31 protein-coding genes are annotated in these 17,428 nt (G+C 61.0%); 12 read left to right on the forward strand and 19 right to left on the reverse strand.

Annotated features, from left to right (window positions below; genetic code table 11):
• Positions 1–86: 86 nt before the first annotated feature.
• From FJ977_RS35165 to FJ977_RS35250, 19 genes are all read right to left on the reverse strand, one after another.
• A complete protein-coding gene (locus FJ977_RS35165; RefSeq protein WP_246683430.1) occupies positions 87–1,154 on the reverse strand; it encodes a tyrosine-type recombinase/integrase in 1,068 nt (355 codons plus the stop codon).
• Positions 1,155–1,159: 5 nt separating this feature from the next.
• Entirely contained in the window at positions 1,160–1,360 is a 201-nt protein-coding gene (locus tag FJ977_RS35170) for a hypothetical protein (protein ID WP_140777334.1), read from the reverse strand.
• Positions 1,361–1,362: 2 nt separating this feature from the next.
• Positions 1,363–1,761, reverse strand: a complete 399-nt coding sequence (locus FJ977_RS35175) for a hypothetical protein (protein ID WP_140777336.1) — start codon at positions 1,759–1,761, stop codon at positions 1,363–1,365.
• Positions 1,758–2,405: a FliJ family protein gene (locus tag FJ977_RS35180; RefSeq protein WP_140777338.1), complete on the reverse strand. Its 648-nt coding sequence runs from the start codon at positions 2,403–2,405 to the stop codon at positions 1,758–1,760. The genes FJ977_RS35175 and FJ977_RS35180 overlap by 4 nt, the downstream gene beginning before the upstream one ends.
• Entirely contained in the window at positions 2,402–2,575 is a 174-nt protein-coding gene (locus tag FJ977_RS36095) for a hypothetical protein (RefSeq protein ID WP_181180174.1), read from the reverse strand. The genes FJ977_RS35180 and FJ977_RS36095 overlap by 4 nt, the downstream gene beginning before the upstream one ends.
• Positions 2,572–2,865 (reverse strand): hypothetical protein, encoded by a 294-nt coding sequence (locus FJ977_RS35185; RefSeq protein WP_140777340.1) that lies wholly within the window; start codon positions 2,863–2,865, stop codon positions 2,572–2,574. Before FJ977_RS35185 ends, FJ977_RS36095 begins: the two co-directional genes overlap by 4 nt.
• Positions 2,865–3,530 carry a hypothetical protein gene (locus tag FJ977_RS35190; protein WP_140777342.1) on the reverse strand — a complete coding sequence of 222 codons (666 nt, stop codon included), beginning with the start codon at positions 3,528–3,530 and terminating at the stop codon, positions 2,865–2,867. Before FJ977_RS35190 ends, FJ977_RS35185 begins: the two co-directional genes overlap by 1 nt.
• Before the next feature lie 26 nt (positions 3,531–3,556).
• Positions 3,557–4,162 (reverse strand): Lar family restriction alleviation protein, encoded by a 606-nt coding sequence (locus FJ977_RS35195; protein WP_140777344.1) that lies wholly within the window; start codon positions 4,160–4,162, stop codon positions 3,557–3,559.
• On the reverse strand, positions 4,159–4,560 hold the full coding sequence (locus FJ977_RS35200; RefSeq protein WP_140777346.1) for a hypothetical protein: 402 nt from the start codon (positions 4,558–4,560) through the stop codon (positions 4,159–4,161). The genes FJ977_RS35195 and FJ977_RS35200 overlap by 4 nt, the downstream gene beginning before the upstream one ends.
• A complete protein-coding gene (locus FJ977_RS35205) occupies positions 4,560–5,414 on the reverse strand; it encodes a hypothetical protein (protein ID WP_140777348.1) in 855 nt (284 codons plus the stop codon). The genes FJ977_RS35200 and FJ977_RS35205 overlap by 1 nt, the downstream gene beginning before the upstream one ends.
• The gene (locus FJ977_RS35210) at positions 5,411–6,349 is read right to left on the reverse strand and encodes a hypothetical protein (protein ID WP_140777350.1); all 939 of its coding nucleotides are present in this window, start codon (positions 6,347–6,349) and stop codon (positions 5,411–5,413) included. Before FJ977_RS35210 ends, FJ977_RS35205 begins: the two co-directional genes overlap by 4 nt.
• The gene (locus FJ977_RS35215) at positions 6,346–7,383 is read right to left on the reverse strand and encodes a hypothetical protein (protein WP_246683431.1); all 1,038 of its coding nucleotides are present in this window, start codon (positions 7,381–7,383) and stop codon (positions 6,346–6,348) included. Before FJ977_RS35215 ends, FJ977_RS35210 begins: the two co-directional genes overlap by 4 nt.
• Positions 7,384–7,459: 76 nt before the next feature.
• Positions 7,460–7,774 (reverse strand): hypothetical protein, encoded by a 315-nt coding sequence (locus FJ977_RS35220; RefSeq protein WP_140777352.1) that lies wholly within the window; start codon positions 7,772–7,774, stop codon positions 7,460–7,462.
• Positions 7,775–7,966, reverse strand: coding sequence for a hypothetical protein (locus FJ977_RS35225; protein WP_140777354.1), 192 nt, complete (start codon positions 7,964–7,966; stop codon positions 7,775–7,777).
• A complete protein-coding gene (locus tag FJ977_RS35230; protein WP_140777356.1) occupies positions 7,963–8,259 on the reverse strand; it encodes a hypothetical protein in 297 nt (98 codons plus the stop codon). Before FJ977_RS35230 ends, FJ977_RS35225 begins: the two co-directional genes overlap by 4 nt.
• Positions 8,260–8,652, reverse strand: a complete 393-nt coding sequence (locus FJ977_RS35235; protein WP_140777358.1) for a hypothetical protein — start codon at positions 8,650–8,652, stop codon at positions 8,260–8,262.
• Complete coding sequence (locus tag FJ977_RS35240; RefSeq protein ID WP_140777360.1) at positions 8,649–8,927, reverse strand: hypothetical protein; 279 nt, start codon at positions 8,925–8,927, stop codon at positions 8,649–8,651. Before FJ977_RS35240 ends, FJ977_RS35235 begins: the two co-directional genes overlap by 4 nt.
• A 685-nt stretch (positions 8,928–9,612) precedes the next feature.
• Positions 9,613–10,425: a S24 family peptidase gene (locus tag FJ977_RS35245; RefSeq protein ID WP_246683432.1), complete on the reverse strand. Its 813-nt coding sequence runs from the start codon at positions 10,423–10,425 to the stop codon at positions 9,613–9,615.
• Between the two features lie 111 nt (positions 10,426–10,536).
• Positions 10,537–10,788 (reverse strand): hypothetical protein, encoded by a 252-nt coding sequence (locus tag FJ977_RS35250; protein WP_140777362.1) that lies wholly within the window; start codon positions 10,786–10,788, stop codon positions 10,537–10,539.
• A gap of 176 nt (positions 10,789–10,964) precedes the next feature.
• Between FJ977_RS35250 and FJ977_RS35255 the strand changes: the two genes are divergently transcribed.
• From FJ977_RS35255 to FJ977_RS35300, 12 genes are all read left to right on the forward strand, one after another.
• Positions 10,965–11,633 carry a hypothetical protein gene (locus FJ977_RS35255; protein WP_181180175.1) on the forward strand — a complete coding sequence of 223 codons (669 nt, stop codon included), beginning with the start codon at positions 10,965–10,967 and terminating at the stop codon, positions 11,631–11,633.
• Positions 11,630–11,806 (forward strand): hypothetical protein, encoded by a 177-nt coding sequence (locus tag FJ977_RS36100; RefSeq protein WP_181180176.1) that lies wholly within the window; start codon positions 11,630–11,632, stop codon positions 11,804–11,806. The genes FJ977_RS35255 and FJ977_RS36100 overlap by 4 nt, the downstream gene beginning before the upstream one ends.
• A 156-nt stretch (positions 11,807–11,962) precedes the next feature.
• Positions 11,963–12,343, forward strand: coding sequence for a hypothetical protein (locus FJ977_RS35260; RefSeq protein WP_140777364.1), 381 nt, complete (start codon positions 11,963–11,965; stop codon positions 12,341–12,343).
• Positions 12,324–12,470, forward strand: coding sequence for a hypothetical protein (locus FJ977_RS36105; protein WP_181180177.1), 147 nt, complete (start codon positions 12,324–12,326; stop codon positions 12,468–12,470). Before FJ977_RS35260 ends, FJ977_RS36105 begins: the two co-directional genes overlap by 20 nt.
• 2 nt (positions 12,471–12,472) lie before the next feature.
• A complete protein-coding gene (locus FJ977_RS35265; protein WP_140777366.1) occupies positions 12,473–13,051 on the forward strand; it encodes a hypothetical protein in 579 nt (192 codons plus the stop codon).
• Positions 13,052–13,055: 4 nt separating this feature from the next.
• Complete coding sequence (locus FJ977_RS35270; RefSeq protein ID WP_140777368.1) at positions 13,056–13,640, forward strand: hypothetical protein; 585 nt, start codon at positions 13,056–13,058, stop codon at positions 13,638–13,640.
• Entirely contained in the window at positions 13,637–15,076 is a 1,440-nt protein-coding gene (locus FJ977_RS35275; RefSeq protein WP_140777370.1) for a DnaB-like helicase C-terminal domain-containing protein, read from the forward strand. Before FJ977_RS35270 ends, FJ977_RS35275 begins: the two co-directional genes overlap by 4 nt.
• Positions 15,076–15,432, forward strand: a complete 357-nt coding sequence (locus FJ977_RS35280) for a hypothetical protein (RefSeq protein ID WP_140777372.1) — start codon at positions 15,076–15,078, stop codon at positions 15,430–15,432. Before FJ977_RS35275 ends, FJ977_RS35280 begins: the two co-directional genes overlap by 1 nt.
• On the forward strand, positions 15,429–16,112 hold the full coding sequence (locus FJ977_RS35285) for a site-specific DNA-methyltransferase (RefSeq protein ID WP_140777374.1): 684 nt from the start codon (positions 15,429–15,431) through the stop codon (positions 16,110–16,112). The genes FJ977_RS35280 and FJ977_RS35285 overlap by 4 nt, the downstream gene beginning before the upstream one ends.
• Positions 16,109–16,441, forward strand: a complete 333-nt coding sequence (locus tag FJ977_RS35290) for a hypothetical protein (protein WP_140777376.1) — start codon at positions 16,109–16,111, stop codon at positions 16,439–16,441. Before FJ977_RS35285 ends, FJ977_RS35290 begins: the two co-directional genes overlap by 4 nt.
• Positions 16,442–16,813 carry a helix-turn-helix domain-containing protein gene (locus FJ977_RS35295; RefSeq protein WP_140777378.1) on the forward strand — a complete coding sequence of 124 codons (372 nt, stop codon included), beginning with the start codon at positions 16,442–16,444 and terminating at the stop codon, positions 16,811–16,813.
• Complete coding sequence (locus FJ977_RS35300; RefSeq protein WP_140777380.1) at positions 16,810–17,247, forward strand: hypothetical protein; 438 nt, start codon at positions 16,810–16,812, stop codon at positions 17,245–17,247. Before FJ977_RS35295 ends, FJ977_RS35300 begins: the two co-directional genes overlap by 4 nt.
• Positions 17,248–17,428 lie beyond the last annotated feature (181 nt).

The raw sequence follows: 17,428 nt of genomic DNA on the forward strand, positions 1-17,428 counted from the left end.
CGAGTCTTCTCGACCGCACCAATGGCCTTCCTTTGAGGCCATAATAGCAAATATTTTCAAGCACTTCCATCTTCATGTGTCCCACGTCAACCCCAAGCATGGGACACGTCGATTCGTTCGATGGCCTGCCTGGCCAGTTTCCAGCGCTCGACGCGGCGGGTGTAAACCTCGCTGGTCTTGGCTTCCGAGTGGCCGAGAATCGCCATGATCTCGTACTGGGTACAGCCAAGCTCGGCCAAAAGTTCAGCCAACCCCTTCCGCACGCCGTGCGCCGACAGATGGCCAAGGCCGGCATCCTGGCACCAGCGCTTGAACATGGCTGACATGCTGTCCCCGCTCGAATAGGGCTTGCCGCCACGCCCCAGCACGTAGGTCGCTCCCTGCACCTTGGGCGCCCTTGTGGCCGCCTTCAGGGGCGCCAGGAGCGGGATGCTCACTTCCGACGATCCTTTCTTCAGCGGCGTCCAGCGCAGCGCTTCTATGCCCTCTATGACGCATTCGTAGCCGCGCCCAAGGATCGTCAGATCCTCAATGCGACAGCCGGTCCACAACAGGCCGGACATGGCCACATGTGCTTTGCTGCCCATCTTGTGCTTTGCGAAGAAGGCGCGGACATCGGCGGCTTTCCATGGCGTAGCGCCATCGCCCTTGGTGTAGATCGGGTCGATGCCGCGCGCCGGGTTGGTTTTCAGGTGCTTGCGCTTGATAGCCCAGTCGTAGAAGACGGCCACAGCCTCAATGAAAGCATCGGCCTGAGCCGGCGTGGCTCCCATCGCGTCGTGCATCTCCATAAGCTTTTCCTGCGGGATCAGCATGACCCGGTCCGGCTTGGCCAGCAGGCGGTTCAGGAGGTTGCGCTTCTTCTTCAGCGTCTTGTGGCTGGTCGTGCCCGCCTTCACCCGTGCCGTCAGGTATTCGAAATAGGTGTTCACCAGCCAGCCGATCGATTTGGGCTTGGCGTAGTCGGAGGCGACCTTCAGCGGCTCTGACTTTTCACCCCGGCGAGCTGCGAGATACTGGCGCTGGAAATCATCGTGTCCCGGCCCGCAATGAATGGGGATACGCTTCTTGGGGTTGCCTTCGACGCGGACGCGGTATCGCTTGTTACCAGACGGCAACGACTCCTCAATGAGCCCGGCATAGTCGACTTTCATTGGCCTCACCATTTTTCGAGGCCTTCATCCTTCTCGGGTGACGCGCCGCCATCAACGTGGCCGCAGTGGATTTCGACATGGCCGCCGATTACGCACACCTTGTCCACAGGCAGGCCGGACGCCTTCAGCGCCTGCAAAGCCGCACGGATTGCTGCCTCACTGGCGCGCAACCGTTTCGGCTCCGGCGCGATACGCTCGGCCCGCATGGCTACTCTCCCTCTGGGCGGGGAGGGGTGGAGAGCGGAGCCCACATTTCCTGCATGTACGTCCAATACTTCGACAGGAATGCATGTACGCGCGGCTCGTCGGCCCGGCACACCGACACTTCGTGGCTACCGAGATACGCCTTTCGCTGCCCAATTAGTTGCAGTTTTAGGACGCCGTTGCGGTAGTAGACATCGCCATTGAACTCGCCGGCGCCGTTGTCCTCGCCTTCAAGCCAATCCCACCGAACGAACCAGTTGTAATCGACGTCGGCGTCACGCCAACTGCTTTCGAACGCATCCCATGTGGGATAGGTCTCGTGGCAACCGTTTTTGAAATAGTTGCCCTCCGTCATGTAGTACGGGTGGTCGACTTCCCACAGATGTTTCGCTGGCGCGCTCATCCTCGCGCCCCAAGGTCTGGGGTATCCTGGATGGATGGAGCGAGAGCGCGGGCGGCGGCAACGGCTTTCAGCAATTGCTCGTGTGCGCGGCTTTCCCGCTCGCGAATGCGGCGTTTGCAGTAAGGCAGGTCGGCGATGTACATTTCGCCGATGCGACCTGCGAAGCATTCCGAACCGCCGCCAACCAAATCCGTAAGCGTCCTCGTTGCCTCATGCGCGTAGGTCTTGACCCGCTCCAGTTCCGCCCTCATCTCGGATAGGGCTGCAGTCGCGTCATCAACTTGCCGCTCTTTGAAGCTGATGACCTGCGAATAACTGCTGACCGCCTCCTTCAGGGTGTCGATCCTGCCGGTGGCATCGGATAGGGCTGTGTCCTTGGCGGCGAGGGCGTCGAGAAGGGTACGGATGTTGTCCGGGGAGCAGTTGGCGATGTGACGCATGTTGGCTGCGTCTTCAGTGAACATTCGATCATTGTAACGGTCAGGTTCGCAGATGCCGTCGTTACCGACGACAATATCGCTAGGCCCGACAACGCAGGGCCGGTCCAGATCCTTGTTGATCATATCCATCTGCACAGCAGACCAAGGCCCCGGCGTCACGCCTACCAGCCCAGCTCGCAGCCGTTCGATCAGGTCGTCGCTCATGGGCCCACCAAAAGATAGACAATGGCGCCGAACTGAACGACACTAAGCCCCAGCAAGGACCAGAGGAAAACCTGGCGTGTTTTGCGAACTTCAAGTTCCCGTTCAAGCATCCAGATATAGCGCCAATGCTCGCCATATTTCTTGACGCGATCTGGCAGGTCGTCGTTCATGACCGACATCCCTCAGTAGTGAGAGCGGTGCTCAGCGAGTGCCATGCATTGAATTGCTCTGGATTGAGCGTGCCCGGATCAAGCGATGCCAGCAAATCCTGAGCGGCCAGCACCATCTCCCCCAAAAGAGCGCTCAGGGCCTCATTGTGCGCTTCGACAATGGCTGCGGCATCCTCTTCGCGAATGCCAGAGACGATAGTCACCTCGTAAGCATCGCAGAAGATGTTCGCCATGCCGAGAGGCGTTGAACCATCTCCCCATACTCCAAGACGCCACGTTGGCTTGGCCATCATCTGCCTCCTTGCGGGGAAGCGCGGACTAGCGCAGCCTTGAGGACCAACTGAAGACGGTAGGCTTCAACGCCCTGATAGTATGTGCCGTCGCGAGCCGGGACAGCCAGGGTCGCAGCTTGATCATAGATGTCAGCTTCGGTGGCGGCGTCCATCTCCCCCACAGGGGTAGAGGAAAGAGCGCTCAGGATGCGAGAGGTGCTGTGCTCTTGAGCGATGGCCATGCCGGCGACCGAAGATGCTGATCGCCCGATGATGACGTCGTTGCGCAGCGTTAGCCATTCCTCGTCGACGAATTTGACGCGGTACATGCCGGCCACGGCGGCGTTTGAGCACCAGAGCGTGCCGTCGACATTTTGCTTCTCAAAGGTCAGCGGCTTGACCTTCACCGCCCCCATATCTCCCGCTGGCGGGGTGGAAAATGCAGCGACAAGGATTGAATGCGCGTCTTCTACGGCCTTCTCATCGCCATGCGTGGCCTGGTATTGGCCGCCGTCGCGATGAATGACCGCCAGCAGTTCTCCAAGCCATTTGTCAGTGCCTGGAGCGGGTACAGAGAGAGCGGCCTCTAGCGCGGCGCGAATTGCGGGCCGCAACCATTTCATGTGCGGATTTGGATCGATGTTGGCTGTCCATGCGTAAGCGGGGATCGCCGCCTCGACCATCGCCTCAGATATCTTACTGGAGGGGCTCACGGCTTCACCTCTGCGTCTGGTGCCGGTTGTGGGATGGCGAGACGGTACAAAGGCGTCACGACAGCATCGAGCACACCGGGAGTATTGGCCCAGATATCGGCATTGCCCGGGTGGCTGAAATATTCAACCGGATAGTTTGCCGACGAAACCATCCAAGCCACCAACTCAATCTGAGTTTGCGGTTCGGAAGCCCCTCCAAGGTAAGGGGCACATGAGCCATCGCAATGCTCAAACGTTGGGCAATTGCATTGAGGCAGCTTCACCACCTCCACTTCTGGCACAGCCTTGAGGGAGGCGATGACAGCATTGGCCTCGTCTTCAGTCAGGTGGCATTCGCCGTCGAAAACTTGGCCGATACGGCTTTTGACCAGCGCTGCGAGCGCGTCTCCATCCCGAGGGGTGGACGCGAGATAGGCGCGACGGTTCCAGGCTGCTATGGCATCTTCGGTCCACTCACCGCAGACGGCCGCGCAGCATTCTTGGCAATTGACGCAGGCCGAGGTGATGATCTCTGAGGGGTTCTCGTCCGAGTATGTATTCGGCCAAGCTTTCGCCTGCCCGCCGCAAAATGGGCAAGGCAGTAGCTTCGTCTCTCCACTCATGATGCGCTCCTGCTAAGACGAGCACTCCGGATGGCTTCAATGCCAGCAGGGAGGTCGCCTGAGATTTCGTAAAGTCTGATGGCCAGTTCGAATGGGTCGATGCCCTGAAGCTTCCACCAGGCCAATTCATCGCCATGGTCGTGCTGCGCATCGTGTTCTGCGCGGGTCAGGGGCACCGTCCAGCAGTCCGAAGCCTTCTGGGCGCCACCGGTTCGCTTCTTGTTGTGGATCGGGCTTCCTGCCGAGATATGGGCAGGATCGCAACCATAGACCCCTGAAATGACAGATGGCAGTTTGCGAATGAAGGCAAGATGCGCCTCATCCTTGAACGACTTGGTGGCCTTGCTGGACTTATCCAGGCTGAAGGCTGTGGCGGGACGTTTGATCGCGAAGCCCATCAGTCGACAAGCTCCCGTTCGTCTACGCCGATCACGCCAGCCAGATAGCGGCCAACCTCGACCGTCCCCTTCGCCGGAGCGTCGCCACAGCATTCCTGAAGCCGCTCCCGTATGGTCTTGGCCTTGGCGCGGACCAGATCCGACTTCCCGCCGATCTCGTCGGTGAAGACGAGTGCCTGGCGCTTGAACACATTCACCTCAGGCCCGACGGCGGCCTTCATCGTCTTGAAGACGCGGACGAGAAAAGCCTTGTCGTCGGGTGAGAGAGATACGGAGGCCGGCGCCGCGGACTGACCATCAGCCGCTTCAGGGTCGCCGGCCTCCTTGCCGCTCTCCTGGGAGAGGGAAGCGTCGACAGCGGGAGACGAGGGGACAGTCTCGCCGCTGCCGGTACCGTCGGCGCTGGAGCCGTCGACGGGTTCTTGATCATCCTCGCCGACATCGGCGATTTCTTTCTTGAGGGTGGCCGGGTCGATGCCGGTCATCTTCTGGATCAGGTCCATCATGTCCCGGACCGCCTCGTCGAGTTCGGGGTCGGTCAACTCAGTCAGGCTCTTGGGATAGGCCATGAACTCGCCGCCGATCGTCTTAGACAGGTTGACGATGCCGAGCGCCAGCTTGACCGCCTCGGATGCCTGGTCCTTGTTCTTCCACGGCACATTGCACTGCTTGACGACGAGGCCGAGGACAGCGAACCACTTCCGCTCCATGATCCGGCCGCCGTCGCGCACCATGACCACGTTGACCTTCGTCCCGCGCCGGTAGGTGTCGAGACGTTCGGCGTCGTAGGCGGTCGCCGGCACCAGCTTGCCGCCTTCGATCATCATCTTGAACGGAGGAGACTCGTGTTTCACTTCGCGCTCCCGATCCGCTTCTCGGCCTGCTTGCGGATGGCCATGGCGATGCCCTGATTGATCTCGGCATTGGGCTGGCCTTCAAACCGCGCCAGCGGGTCCATGTCGGTCCAGACCTCTTCGACCGTGGCGAGGTCGGACACGACGGCAAGCGCTTCCTCGAGACGTTCGAAGAAGGTGGTGTCATCAATCAGACTGTCGTCTGCAGAGCCGGGCTGGTCCGCGTCTATGCTGTCGGCGGTGGCGTCATCTGTCGCTTCGCCTTCGACGTCCGTGTCGAACCCATTGTCAGGAGTCGGGTCGATACCGTCGATCATCCGGCTTGATGGAGGGACCGGTGGGCGCGGCGGCTGCGGCCGATCCTGCACCTGAACGATGTCCTGCACCTCCTCGGCAATGCCAAGGCCGCGCAGGACGTCAGCGAAGCCGTCACGCAGCGCGAAGGCGCGGGCGCGCATGGCAAGCATCCGCTTCGGATACTGTTGCCAGGGGCCTTGCTTGCCCCACAGAGAGGCCTTTTTGGCGTCGGCGACCGAGAACCGCCCGATGATGGGCTTCTGCTCGCCGCGGCGCCCTACCTCGCAAATGGCAACCATGGCGTCGCCGTCGCCTTCGATCCGCTCGCGGACATATTCGCACTTGGGCGATGCGCGGCACAGGCCAAGAGCCCCGTCGCCCCAGATGGTCGGGCGACCGTTGACAACGGCGATCGACTGAAGCGCAGCCATCGGCGTGAACCCGACTTCCATGCCGTGCATGATGGCGACCATGGCCTTCTCGGGCGTGTCCAGCCCTTTCGGGGCCATGCCGGCGATGCAGACGGCGTTGGCGATGCGCCAGGCTTCGTCGAAGGTTTGAGGCACAATGGCACGGACTGAGCCGCCGGACTGGAGAGATGGCAGGCGCGGTGTGTCTTGGGTGACGACGGCGTTCATACGACCTTTTCCTCTTCCCTGATTTCCATCCCGTCGAACGGCAAGCCGGCGGTCGCGGCGCGCTGCGCCAGCGTGTCGATTGTCTCGATCAGGGTCTTGTGCTTCATCGCCACCAGAGCGGCGGCGGCCTTGCTGTAGTCGGTGACGACACCAACCTTGACTGTGCGCATGGACACGCGGGCGCCAGTGCGGCCGGCATTGACCTTGCGGGCCTCAGCCTCCTGCTCAAGCTGTTCGGCGCGGCGCGCCAGGGTTGCCGCCTCGGATGCGGTGGCAGCGTCTTCGGCTTCGGTATTGCCAGTTTCGGCTGCAGCCCGTCGAGCTTTCTCTTCAGCGGCCTCTCGCAGCTTCGCAGCTTCCTCTCGCGCCTTGCGCTGGCGCTCCTCTTCGGCTCGGATCTGCTCCTGCAGGAAGGGCTTGATATGCGCCTTCAACTGCTTGGCGAGGTCGTCAGGGTCGGACTTGAGTTCGCGCCATTTGTCGTCGACCGCGCGGCCGGCGTCGAGGTGCGGCTGTTTCTCGACCTTGTGAAGCCCTTCCGCCTTGGTCTTGATGGCGGTCAGTCGCTTCGACCAGATCGCAACCTTGTCGGCCTGTGCCTGGGTCTTGACCGGCTGCTTCATGAACTCCTCGGCCTGTTCCTTCTCGCCGAGATATTCGATGCGCAGGGCCTCGAACGGGTCGATGTCGCCGCTGTTGTCGCCGATCGGTGCCGGCGGCTCATCATCGAACCCGCCGCCAGCCATGGCCTTTTCGTAGATGGCATGCTCGATCGGGAAGCGACAAGCAAAGGTCCACAGGTGCTCGACGTCGCGAACCTCGCGACCAGACCTGTATGCCAGCCAGGCGCCACCATCGTCGAGCCAGATAGCGACCGGCTCCCACTGACCGTCTTTGCCGCGGACGCGGTAATAGCCCTGCTGTGGCTCGCTGTGGATTGGTCCGAAGTTGCCGCGCAGGGCATTCTGCCACCACGACCAGCGGTCGACGATTTTGGCGGCAACGGCGCCAGCCTGTTCAAACATATCGTTCATGGGAAAATAGCTCCAGCGATAAGCGGAATGGCGAAAACCAGCGCGGCGAAGAACGGGAGGTGGCGAAGGGGGTACATCAGGCGGCGCTCCGATATGACCGCCAGCCCTTCGTGGCGTGGAACTGCAGCTCGCGACCGGATTCGGTCTTCGTCTCGATGATGCGGCAGAAGGCCTGCCCCTTCTTGACCTTGCGCTTGGTAACGCGGGATCGGGACGGCGCGATGAAGTCAGCGAGCGGGCGGCCATAGAACCCGGCTTTCTCGCGTCGGGTTTGGCGCTCCAGCAACCGGCGCTGCGCTTCCTTCCGGGCTGCTGCGGCCGCTTGGGCCTTTTGCTGCTGCTGTGCGAGGCGGGTCAGATGACGGACGACTTGGCGAGACAACGGTTCCATTTACGCGGTTTCCTTCTGTTCGGCTTCCATGCGCTCAAGCAGCGTCAGGGCGCTGTCGGCGTGGGATTTGGCGAGGATCAGGCTGCTCTCGGTCGGGATGAGGTTGCAGGCGCGGTCGTCCTGGAAATGCTCCAGCCAGACCTTGACGGCCAGCATCTCTTCGCGGATGCGGTGGGCTTCGTGGCGGGTCATGGCGCGGCCACCGGCTTGCGCTCAATGCTTCCGTCATGCACACCGTAGCTGTTGAAGAACGTCCACTCCGCAGAGTTGAGCGGGCCGACGAACTGGATAGCCGGGCGCGGTTCCCAATAGGGCCAGCCGTCATACATGCAGATGGCAAGGATGGTCCGGCCCTGAAACAGGAATGCCTCCGGGTCGGCTTCGGCCTCACGCCAGAATTCCGGCTTATCCTTCGCTGACGAATAGGTCCAGTCGACCGGCCCCATGTTCTCGCCAATGCGAATGGTTTGGGTTTCGGTGCGCATTTACGCCGCCTCCCTGACCCAAAGCCGCCGGCCGAACCGCCTGAAATACCGTGCATAGACCTGAGCCAGCACAGCCTTCTGCAACTGCGGGCGCCGGCTTTCCTGCTGCCAAGTCGGCATGTTCCGAAATCGGAAGATGACGCGCCGGGCTTCCGCGATCGTCTCCTCGGTCGACAGGTTCGGACGGATGGCCGCGAAGTACATCGCCGGGTTGGCCTTGAATTGCTCGATGACGGCAAGGCGCTCGAAATGACCGGCGCGGGCCTGACGGATGCCTGAGCGGCGCATCTTCTCGAAAGCGTCCAGCATGGCCGGGCTATCCCCAGTGTAGCCGCCGGCAGACCGGGCAAAGTCCCGGGTGTATTCGGTGATGGTGTAGGCGAGGGAGGTCATGCCAACACCGAAGTGGCGCGCAGAAGGCCGTAGACCGTGCGAGTGATATCTTTTGCGATCACATCCCCTTCACCTTCGCGGGTGCGATGGGTCGTCCCGGTGAAGTCGTCGCCAACGCAATAGTCGTATGCGCGCTTGCTGAACTCGGTGAAGATGCGGGCGTCGTCGGCAATGACCGCCTCAGCTGCTTCGACAGCCGACTGGCCCGCCATGAAGTGTGGAAGCATGCGCTGGGCGAAAATCAGCTCGGATGGGCTGAGTGTGATTGCGTTCATGCCGGTTGCTCCTCTTTCCGAAGGGCGGTGCCCTGGGGTGTTGAGGAGAATGTAGCGCCAATCGCTACGCAATGTCAACTAGGCTGTAGCGATAAAAGATACATTTGTTGACAGCCGCGCCGAACGCAGGCAAAAGAAAAGCGCCGGAGGGATGATCCGACCGGCGCGCGAGGCGATTAAATTGTCAGCACTGTTATACCGTAACAGTCAGGTCTCCACAAGAGAGACGACCGCTTCGCGGCGCAAAATCCGCAATATCTTGTGTCTGCTCGGATGCTCCCGGCAAGGCATTGTGGCGCGAGCGCAAAAGCGGCGGTCTTCCCTGGGACTTGTCCCGCCAGCTCCGATCATTCCGGCGCATGAAATCCCTCACGATGCCGGCGACGTGCACACCGGACAGAACTCGACGGGGCATGACGGGCCCGACCGGAACCACGAGGAAGGCACCTCGCCGGTAAACCACAGGCACTGAAGCACCACATAACCTCACGCGCTGTGGCGCGGAGCCGGCAAGGGATCAGGCGGACTTACCCATCGCCCTCATGATCGCCGGGTGCAGCGGAGAGGCGACCTCCGATACCAAAGATCGAGCCTGCGGGGGAATTCGAGTACGGCGGATGCTAGGCGGCCCAAGGCGGGCCGCACCTTCGGGTGGTGCAGTACCCGTCTATGATAGATCTATGCCTTAAAACTGACGGGGTCGTATCCAGTCAATCGGAGCCGCCCATTCAACGACCTCGTCGACCATATCCGGATAAAGGGTGTTGACGCTTTGCAGCGTCCATGTGTTGTCGGTCGAACCGCGGCGGAGCACCTTCACGAAAATTCTGCCGTCGCCGAGCTGCACCACCGCTCGACGGTTCACCATCGCATCAGGCGGCAAAATCTTGCTGTAATAGAGTAACGTGCCGTCTTCATAGGCCGGGTACATCGAATCGCCCGAGACTTCGACGGCGACTGTTCCCTGCTTTGCTTCGGCCGGAGCTGCTACGGTATCGTCGCTTCCGTCGTCGATCGCATAGACTGCCTGGCCAGCGCCGACGCGCCCCTTGAGCGGCACCATGATCTCTGTTGGCGCCTGGATGCCGGTAACGCGCTGGATCTCCAAAAGCTCATCCGCAAAAATGGCGCGTTTACCGACGGTCATCTTGTTCATTGCGGCACGGTCGATCGATCGACCGAGCCTCTCCGTCAGGATGCGAGCCATATCGGCCTGCGAAATCCCCTTGGTCTGCAGCGCGTCTCGTAGCCAATCCGACAACATTGAAAAGCGGTAGCCGAACGGCGCAGCTTTGCCTATTTCCGTATTCGCTACAAATTCGCTTGCATTTGTATCTTTTATCGCTACACTACGCAGCATGGAACCAGCCCAGACCATCATCAAGAGCCTCGGTGGACCGAATGCGGTCGCGAAAATCGCAGGCGTCCATCGAACCCGCGTCTCGAACTGGATGAGGCCGAAGGATGCCGGCGGCACCGGTGGAATGGTGCCGTTCAAGCATGTGCCAGCTATGATCGCTGCGGCGAAGGATAAGGGGCTCGAATTGAGCGCTGACGACTTCCTTCCGCCAGCATCGCCTGCCGTGCCTCAGAATGAGGCTGCTTGATGTCAGTGCAGCCATTGAGGCCGGATGCGCTTGATCGTTCCGTGATCGTGCACAGGGATCAGCAGAGATTTGCGGACAGCGTCCGGCACCTGCAACATGGGCATGATGATGTTGACGCGAGGCACCTGGCAAATAGTGCCTCGTTCGTCGGGCACATTCCGGTAGCAGACAAACCCTGCGCAGCCATTCCCGAGCAAGTCGATATGCGACAACCCCGAGACGAATATCTCGGGCAGGCGATCCCAAACTTCCATGATTTTCTCCCCGTCGGGCTTCTTGTTGATTTTGCCCAAGCATTAGGAGGGAAGCATGCATCTGGTCTGACCACAATGGGTCAATCACGGCTGCGTTACCGGTTGTCATATGGCAAATCGCGGCATGATGAACGACCCGTAAATGGGGCTGTCGGCAGCGCTCTACGGAGGGTTGCATGACCGTCGTCGCTTCCAACTACGCCCGCAAGGAAAACGACCTCTATCAGACCGAGCCGTGGGCCACCGATGCGCTGCTGCGCCACTTCCCGGTATCTGGCCTCACGGTCTGGGAGCCAGCGGCGGGCAATCACCTCATGGCCGATGTGCTGCGCGAATCCGGAGCCGATGTCGTCACGTCGGATATCGCGACATACGATCGCCCGCATGATGCGACCGTCGACTTCCTGGCCGACCGATTCGCCTACAAAAATCCCAAGCATGACGCGATCATAACGAACCCGCCTTACGGTAAGGGCAACCGGGATGCAGTGAGGTTCGCCGAACTGGCGCTTGAGCGCTGCAAAGGCCTCGTCGCCCTTTTGCTGACGGCCAAGTTCGACTTCGGCAAAACTCGTCATCACCTGTTCCGTGACAATCCGCGGTTCATCGCCAAGATCAATCTGGTTGACCGGGTCCAGTGGTTCCCAGGCGAGACAAGCGGGACCGAAGATCACGCTTGGTATGTGTGGGGCAATCGAGGCGTCTCGAGACGCTCGCCTCCAGCACTACTTTACGAAGGAAAGACTCCTCATCTGCCAAGCGGCGCGGCCGCGTGCGCGGCGGATAGCCCGGCGGCGAACTCCTCCCCGCCGTCGGGCACCAATCTGGGCGAGGCGGCCGCATGACCATCGCCTTCGTCATCCTCTCATTCCTGGCGGGTGTAGCCGTCGAGCGGACCAGAGCGCGCTATCGCGTCGGCCAGGCTCAGACCGCGCGCGCTGAATTTCTGATGATGGTCGGCAACCCTGTCGACCTTGAGCCCTGCGAGTTCACCCACACTTGGCAGGTGCGTCGTTGAAAACGGACAGTCGTCATTCGCCGGCCGAAGCCGGCTCCCAGCAAACAAATCAAACTGATGCGCGCTCGCTCGTTCTTGGCGGTTCGTCCGATCGCGCATTTTCGTCCCTTCCTGCTTTCTGCCCAGCGTTCGATGCCTTCGAAAGGATCAACGCCTATGTCGATGAACATAGAGCATGGGGCAGACAAGGTGTTGTCAAAGAGTGACAAGAGTTCGGCAATGAGTGACATGTGTTTGTCAGAGAATGACAAGACGTTCGCAAGGAAGGCGCTTCACGAAGCCTTTCCGAAGGAGCGTCACGGCAGCGTCTTTGCTGCCCAGTGTGAAGCGTACTCCTTCCTTTTGCGGCAAAGGCTGGAGAAGAAAATCACGATGCGGCGTGTCCGCGCTCTCTGGGAGGGCAAGGCGCTGCGCATCGACGGAGAAGAAAAAGACGCCCTTCGCCGGGCCAAAATCGAGGAAGCGAAACGTGAGCGAAACGCACTTCGGCAGCGCCTTTCCGATCTGGATCAGGAGCTTGCCTTTCTGGATCCGTGACAGGCTGGCGCGCCGCTATCGCCGGCTCGCTCACCTCCACGCAGATCATGCGCTCGGCCATCGTGACCGCGCGAACCACTACGAGGCACTGGCCGACTGGCTGCTGCCCGAAGCCAAAGGAGAATGAGCATGGCGAAAGCAAAGGCAGCGGCAAGCAACGTCGATCTGGCGGAGAAGGACCGGAAAGTCCTGTTCTTCATTAACCGCAAGGATTGGCTGGAGGCGATGACCGCCAAGAAGGCGGCGGACGCCAAGGTCAAGCTGGTCGGCAAGGCGATCAAGGCCGATCTCGGCAAATATGGCCTCGACCAGATCAAGGCCTACGAGCAGGCGCAGACCGCTGAAGGCCTGGCCGAACTGAAAGCCAAGCGCGATGCCGATCTCCAGGCCATGCGGTTCGCGGGCGTCCCGGTCAACACGCAGCTCGACATCTTCCTCGACCGCGCTCCACTGACCGAGCGTGCCTATACCGAGGGCGAGGAGGCCGGCCTTCGCGGCGACACGCTGTCCAATCCCTACAATGAGGCTTCACCCGAGGGACAGGAGTTCGCGCGCGGTTGGCATGACGGGCAGGGCGCCCTGTTTGCCGGCATCAAGCAGAAGCAGGAAACCGCAGCGGCCGAAATCATCAAAGCCGCCGACAACGGGGATGATCCGTTCGCCGACGATGAGGACGGCGACGAAGAAGAGCAGGAAGAGGCCGCCTAATCCCATGCTCATCCTCGGCCTCGACATCGCAACAACGACCGGATTTGCCTGGTACGAGCCCGGCTCCTCGCTGTCCTCGATCAAGACCGGGCTGATCCAAGCCATCGGCGAAAATGCAGAGGAAAAGGCGGCATCGCTCGGCGACAAGCTGCACGCCATGTTCAAAGAGCAGAAACCCGACTTCGTTGCCATCGAGGAGCCGCTGCGCAACATCAAAACGTTCAAGAAGACGATCCAGACCATGTACGGGCCGAAGGTCATACAGACGGTCAATCCGAACCAGATGCTCCTCTACAGCCTCGTAGGCGCCGCCGTGGTAATCACCAGCGCCTATAAGCGACCATGGGAGACCATACCACCCTCGACGTGGCGCAAGTTCTTCTTTGGTAAAGGCTTCAAGCCGCCGGTAAAGCTGGTCGAGCGGGAGGGGGAAGATACCGTCGAGGAAAAGCTATGGAAGAAAGCAGCCATTGAGCGTTGCCGCCACCTAAAGATCGACGTGAAGGGAGGCGCGGACGCTGCGGAAGCCGTCGGCATAGCGATGGCCGGCGAGGCCTGCCAGCGGTTCAAGATTGCGAGGGCCGCATGAACGCCCATGACCGCAATTTCTCACCAGTCCCCGAAGCGCTGGATTCTGAGCGCGGCCTCCTCGGCGCCCTGATGACGAGTTCCGAAGCCTACTGGCGCGTGTCGGGGTTTCTGAAGCCTGACCATTTCCAAGAGCCGATCAACGCTGAGGTCTACCGGACCATCGGCGTCATGCTGGAAGAGAAACGCGCGATCACGCCGATGACCGTTCGCCAATATCTCCCAGCCGGGCAGGGGGAGGCGACATCGGCCCGGTATCTCGCCGGCATCATTGCTGACGCCATGCCACCGGTCGCGGCCTATGACCTTGGCTGCTCCATTGTCGAGGCATGGATGCGCCGCATGGGCATTGCCCGGCTAGAGGATGGCATTTCCATGCTCCGCGACATGACGGCAGATACATCACCCGGAAAGATATTCGCCGAGGTGATGAGCAGCCTCGACGGGCTGGCCCAGGTTGATGAAAGCAAGGAGGGCGCCGTCGCACAAGCTGTCGACGGCATCATGGAGCGGATGACGGCGAGCGAGCGCAAGCCGACGGTGCCGTTTCCCCTCGACCAGCTTCGCGAAATCATGGGCGGCGACATGGAGGCCGGCAACCTGTACGGAATGCTGTCCAGTTCGGGCGAGGGCAAGACAAGTCTCGCACTGCAGATCATGGGGCACGCGGCCACACAGGGCCACCCCGTGGCGTTTCTCTCCTACGACCAGTCCGAAGAGCAATGCGTCGACCAGATCGCCTCACAGCGCACCGGCATCGAGAACACACGCATCCGCAATCGGACGCTGACCGAACGGGAGATGAGCACCTATCTCGACGCGCTGGCCGACATCAAGAAACTCCCGCTGTTCATCAGGAAGTGCAGCAGCTCGGTGGACGGCTCCGCGCAACTGGCGGCCTATATCCGCAGTCTGCATGGAAAGCGCTTCCGGAGGCTCGACAAGCCCGCCCTGGTGGTGCTCGACCATTCCCGCAAGGTGAAGCCCCGGAACGAAAACGCGCATGAGGGGCGCATCGCGGCCGAGGCCAATGGCGTGTTCAAGCAGATCGCATCCGATCTCGGGCTGGTCTGGTTCAACCTCATGCAGCGCTCATCCTTCGGCACCAAGCGCAAGAACCCCCGCCCGATCGATGCCGATATCTACGGCGGCGAATCCGGCAAGGAGGATTACGACGGGGTTTTCTACCTCTACCGGGGCCACAAGTACCTGAAGGCGCAACTGGCGACAGCCGACGACGCCAAGGACGAGGACAAGATCCGAGCTCGGTTCGCTCGAGAGAAATGGGAAGAGGATGAGGCAGAGGTCGGCGCCCTGAAGGCCCGCTTCGCCGATCCCTCCCGCTGGTATCGCCTTCGGTTCGAGAAGGAATTCACCCGCTATGTGTCCAAGCGCAGCGCCGATGAGGCCGAGCGCAATGAGCCGGGGCTGTTTTGATGACCATCCATTGTCCCACATGTGGCCATGAGACCAGCCAGCGCGCCCCGATCGAGGGTCTGTATAGCGCGCCCATCAACGGAGCCGTGCGCCGTGCCATCATCGAAGTGCTGGTTGACGCCTATCCCAACCATGTCGAGACGCAACGCTTGATCGATATCGTCTATGCCGATGACCCGGATGGGGGCCCGACTTCGGCGCAGTCGACCATCAGCAAACACATCATGAAAGTGCGAGCCAGGATCGAAGAGTACGGGTGGACGATCCCTTTCGCGACACGCGGGCCTGGGTCCTCTGGATACTGCCTGGCTCCCATCGAGACCATCGCGAAGATCAGGAACGGAGGGAAGGCATGAGCGCGATCCGCCGCGAGGAAATCATCGGCGATTGTCGGCTGATCCTTGGAGACTGCCTGCGGGTGCTCCCTTTGGTTGGATACGCAGCTGTTTTGTCCGACCCGCCGTACGGCATTGCCTACACAAGCGGTCACGCCACCGATGATCTGTGGTCGGAGCAGACCATCCGGAACGACCAGGACACCCGAGTCCGTGATTGCGCGCTCGCTCGAATTAATCCCGAGGTGCCTATGCTCGTCTTCGGGTCCCGAAAGAAGGAACCGCCCTCTGGGACCAAGATGGTGCTCGTTTGGGACAAGGGCGGCGCTCTTGGCATGGGAGACCTGTCGCTGCCGTGGAAACCCTCAAGCGAGGAAATATACGTGTTGGGCACCGGCTTTGTCGGCACGCGCGACGGGAGCAATGTCGTCTATCATCCGCCGGTGCAGTCGATGGCAAAAAACGGTCGGCTGCATCCTAATGAAAAGCCGGTCGGTCTGCTGGCCAAACTCATGCGCAAGCTTCCGGACGGAGTAATCCTCGACCCCTTCATGGGTAGCGGATCGTGCGGCGAGGCTTGCATGAAAGCCGGTCGAGGGTTCATCGGCATCGAGGAGGATGAGAAGTATTTCAACATCGCCGTCGATCGTCTGACGAAGGTGGCACGCCAAGGCGATTTGTTTGCAGGAGCCGCAGCATGACCGGCGACTTCCTTCCAGAATTCAACGCCGTGCCCGTCCGTGGCGGCTATCGCGGCTCATACCGCCTGTTCGATAGCCAGCCCTTCCGCTTCATCCCTGGTGGCGAACCCTTCATGACAGCCGGCCAGGCTCTCAACGCCGCCAAGGACTATGTGAGGGAGCGCCTGAACCCTCCGATACGCTGCGAAGTCACCGAAGCGAAAGACGTCCTCGGCCTCGCCGATTGGCATGAGCAGCGCGCGGCCCGAGAGGCAGCACAGCAGGAGCAGGCGCTTGGGGCGATCGTCGTCAAAGGCAGACAGGTTAAGATCGAGCGGAGGCGAGCGTAAATGTTCATCGCTAGATACTCACGCACCCAGGCCGGCGCCCAGCGCCTCGCACAGCAGCGTGGCCTTTCATTGCCGCTCGAGCAGCCGGAGAGGAAGGCAGCGCCGGCGCCACAGATCAACAACGTGGTCAAACTGGTCATCCCGCGCACCGAGAACCAGCGGATCATCGCCGATGTCGCCCGCCAGCATGGGTTCACCTATGTCGACATCTTGGGCAAGAGCAGGCGCCGGAAAGTGGTCCAGGCAAGGTTTGACGCCATCGCCGCGGTGAAGGCCGCACGGCCGATGATCTCGCTCCAGCAACTCGGGCACCTTTTCCACAAAGATCACACCTCCATCTATCACGCGCTCAAGCAACGAGGGCTAGCATGAAGCATCCCTGCGACATCTACCGCGTGGCCCGGCAGTGTGGGGTGATCCTGCGCGAGGGGTTCGAGCACAGCCCGACGAGCAGGAAGCCGCGCGAATGCTTCTGCAAGCCAACATTGCGCGAGATCGGGCAGGAGCATGGCGAAGATCATTTGCGCCTGGTTCTGATGCTGATGACCGGGACGAAGGTTAATGCGGCCGAACTCTACGCCGACATGATCAAGGCGGTGTCTTCGGTGATCGCCAGAAAGCCCGACCTGATGAAGCGGCCAAGCCTGGTCGACGACTTCAATGCCGTGGATCTCGGTGACATGCGCCGGCAGGCGAGGGCAATGAACTGCCCGGTGGCGACAACCGATGTGATCCGCGTTCTGCTGTCGATCAAGTTCTATGAGCCATTGCAGGGCGATCTTCTCGAATGGATGAGGGCAGCATGACAGAAACTGAGCAGCGCCTAGTCGAAGGACTGCGCGAAGCGGTCGACGCACTTTACAACTGCCGATACTCTGAACAGCCTCTAGCCAAGAAGCTTGACGGACTTCTGAAGGAATTGACAGGGAAGTCGAGGGACGACCTAGCCTGGGACTGGATTGCTGCTAAAACCGGCGGCGCAGCACC

This window comes from Mesorhizobium sp. B2-1-3A, assembly GCF_006442655.1.
In the GTDB taxonomy this organism is placed as follows: Bacteria; Pseudomonadota; Alphaproteobacteria; order Rhizobiales; family Rhizobiaceae; genus Mesorhizobium.

Excerpts from the sequence above, each read along its gene's own strand:
- FJ977_RS35210 (WP_140777350.1), bottom strand. The coding sequence starts at position 6,349 with ATGAACGCCGTCGTCACCCAAGACACACCGCGCCTGCCATCTCTCCAG.
- FJ977_RS35280 (WP_140777372.1), top strand. The coding sequence starts at position 15,076 with ATGACCATCCATTGTCCCACATGTGGCCATGAGACCAGCCAGCGCGCC.
- FJ977_RS35190 (WP_140777342.1), bottom strand. The coding sequence starts at position 3,530 with ATGGTCGAGGCGGCGATCCCCGCTTACGCATGGACAGCCAACATCGAT.
- FJ977_RS35265 (WP_140777366.1), top strand. The coding sequence starts at position 12,473 with ATGGCGAAAGCAAAGGCAGCGGCAAGCAACGTCGATCTGGCGGAGAAG.
- FJ977_RS35250 (WP_140777362.1), bottom strand. The coding sequence starts at position 10,788 with ATGGAAGTTTGGGATCGCCTGCCCGAGATATTCGTCTCGGGGTTGTCG.
- FJ977_RS35290 (WP_140777376.1), top strand. The coding sequence starts at position 16,109 with ATGACCGGCGACTTCCTTCCAGAATTCAACGCCGTGCCCGTCCGTGGC.
- FJ977_RS35240 (WP_140777360.1), bottom strand. The coding sequence starts at position 8,927 with ATGAACGCAATCACACTCAGCCCATCCGAGCTGATTTTCGCCCAGCGC.
- FJ977_RS35275 (WP_140777370.1), top strand. The coding sequence starts at position 13,637 with ATGAACGCCCATGACCGCAATTTCTCACCAGTCCCCGAAGCGCTGGAT.
- FJ977_RS35255 (WP_181180175.1), top strand. The coding sequence starts at position 10,965 with ATGACCGTCGTCGCTTCCAACTACGCCCGCAAGGAAAACGACCTCTAT.
- FJ977_RS35285 (WP_140777374.1), top strand. The coding sequence starts at position 15,429 with ATGAGCGCGATCCGCCGCGAGGAAATCATCGGCGATTGTCGGCTGATC.
- FJ977_RS35175 (WP_140777336.1), bottom strand. The coding sequence starts at position 1,761 with ATGAGCGCGCCAGCGAAACATCTGTGGGAAGTCGACCACCCGTACTAC.
- FJ977_RS35225 (WP_140777354.1), bottom strand. The coding sequence starts at position 7,966 with ATGACCCGCCACGAAGCCCACCGCATCCGCGAAGAGATGCTGGCCGTC.
- FJ977_RS35165 (WP_246683430.1), bottom strand. The coding sequence starts at position 1,154 with ATGAAAGTCGACTATGCCGGGCTCATTGAGGAGTCGTTGCCGTCTGGT.
- FJ977_RS35180 (WP_140777338.1), bottom strand. The coding sequence starts at position 2,405 with ATGAGCGACGACCTGATCGAACGGCTGCGAGCTGGGCTGGTAGGCGTG.
- FJ977_RS36095 (WP_181180174.1), bottom strand. The coding sequence starts at position 2,575 with ATGAACGACGACCTGCCAGATCGCGTCAAGAAATATGGCGAGCATTGG.
- FJ977_RS35215 (WP_246683431.1), bottom strand. The coding sequence starts at position 7,383 with ATGAACGATATGTTTGAACAGGCTGGCGCCGTTGCCGCCAAAATCGTC.
- FJ977_RS35195 (WP_140777344.1), bottom strand. The coding sequence starts at position 4,162 with ATGAGTGGAGAGACGAAGCTACTGCCTTGCCCATTTTGCGGCGGGCAG.
- FJ977_RS35170 (WP_140777334.1), bottom strand. The coding sequence starts at position 1,360 with ATGCGGGCCGAGCGTATCGCGCCGGAGCCGAAACGGTTGCGCGCCAGT.
- FJ977_RS36100 (WP_181180176.1), top strand. The coding sequence starts at position 11,630 with ATGACCATCGCCTTCGTCATCCTCTCATTCCTGGCGGGTGTAGCCGTC.
- FJ977_RS35185 (WP_140777340.1), bottom strand. The coding sequence starts at position 2,865 with ATGGCCAAGCCAACGTGGCGTCTTGGAGTATGGGGAGATGGTTCAACG.
- FJ977_RS35200 (WP_140777346.1), bottom strand. The coding sequence starts at position 4,560 with ATGGGCTTCGCGATCAAACGTCCCGCCACAGCCTTCAGCCTGGATAAG.
- FJ977_RS35235 (WP_140777358.1), bottom strand. The coding sequence starts at position 8,652 with ATGACCTCCCTCGCCTACACCATCACCGAATACACCCGGGACTTTGCC.
- FJ977_RS35230 (WP_140777356.1), bottom strand. The coding sequence starts at position 8,259 with ATGCGCACCGAAACCCAAACCATTCGCATTGGCGAGAACATGGGGCCG.
- FJ977_RS35260 (WP_140777364.1), top strand. The coding sequence starts at position 11,963 with ATGTCGATGAACATAGAGCATGGGGCAGACAAGGTGTTGTCAAAGAGT.
- FJ977_RS35220 (WP_140777352.1), bottom strand. The coding sequence starts at position 7,774 with ATGGAACCGTTGTCTCGCCAAGTCGTCCGTCATCTGACCCGCCTCGCA.
- FJ977_RS35295 (WP_140777378.1), top strand. The coding sequence starts at position 16,442 with ATGTTCATCGCTAGATACTCACGCACCCAGGCCGGCGCCCAGCGCCTC.
- FJ977_RS35300 (WP_140777380.1), top strand. The coding sequence starts at position 16,810 with ATGAAGCATCCCTGCGACATCTACCGCGTGGCCCGGCAGTGTGGGGTG.
- FJ977_RS35270 (WP_140777368.1), top strand. The coding sequence starts at position 13,056 with ATGCTCATCCTCGGCCTCGACATCGCAACAACGACCGGATTTGCCTGG.